This window comes from Clavibacter lycopersici (assembly GCF_003576405.1).
Taxonomy (GTDB): domain Bacteria; phylum Actinomycetota; class Actinomycetes; order Actinomycetales; family Microbacteriaceae; genus Clavibacter; species Clavibacter lycopersici.
The window spans coordinates 1-728 of record NZ_QWGT01000486.1 but is presented as its reverse complement, the minus strand read 5'-3'; the positions used below and the strand labels follow the sequence as shown (position 1 = coordinate 728).

Here is a 728-nt window from a genome sequence, read left to right as displayed (position 1 = left end):
GTCGGCCCGGCGCGCGGGCGCGGTCGTGCGCACGGGCGTCGAGGTCACGGGCCCGATCCTCGATGCCGACGGCGCCCTGCGCGGCGTGCGCACGACCGCGGGCGACATCCCCGCCGACGACGTGCTCATCGCGGCCGGACCGTGGTCGGGCGAGGTCGCGCGCGCCCTCGGCGTCGAGCTGCCGGTGCTGCCGCGGCGCGGGGTCGTGCTCGTGACCACGCGCATGCCGCACCGCATCCGGCACAAGGTCTACGACGGCGACTACGTGGGCGCGGTCGGATCCGGCGACGGCGCCCTGCAGACCTCGGGCGTCGTGGAGTCGACGCCGTCCGGGACGGTGCTCATCGGATCCAGCCGCGAGCGCGTGGGCTTCGACGCGTCCCTGCGCGTGGCCGTGCTCGAGGAGCTGGCCGCGAAGGCCGTGCGGCTCTTCCCCTTCCTCGTCGACGCGAACGCGATGCGCTCCTACGGCGGCTTCCGCCCATACCTGCCCGACCACCTGCCCGTCATCGGGCCGGATCCGCGGCTGCCCGGCCTCTGGCACGCGAGCGGGCACGAGGGCGCCGGCATCGGCCTGGCCGTCGCGACGGCCGACCTCGTCGCGGACCTCATGGCCGGATCGGCGACCGCGCTCGACGTGCGGCCGTTCTCGGTCGCGCGCGCCTCGCTCGGGCTCGCGATGCCGGGGGCCGCTCTGCCGACGGGCGCTGCCGGGGTGCGCTCGTGAC

The 728-nt window shown here is 76.8% G+C and carries 1 protein-coding gene; it reads left to right on the top strand.

Going from position 1 to position 728, the window contains the following annotated elements; genetic code table 11:
• Positions 1–727: NAD(P)/FAD-dependent oxidoreductase (locus DZG00_RS16105; protein WP_147360098.1), on the top strand; the 727-nt coding region annotated here is incomplete at its 5' end.
• Position 728 lies beyond the last annotated feature (1 nt).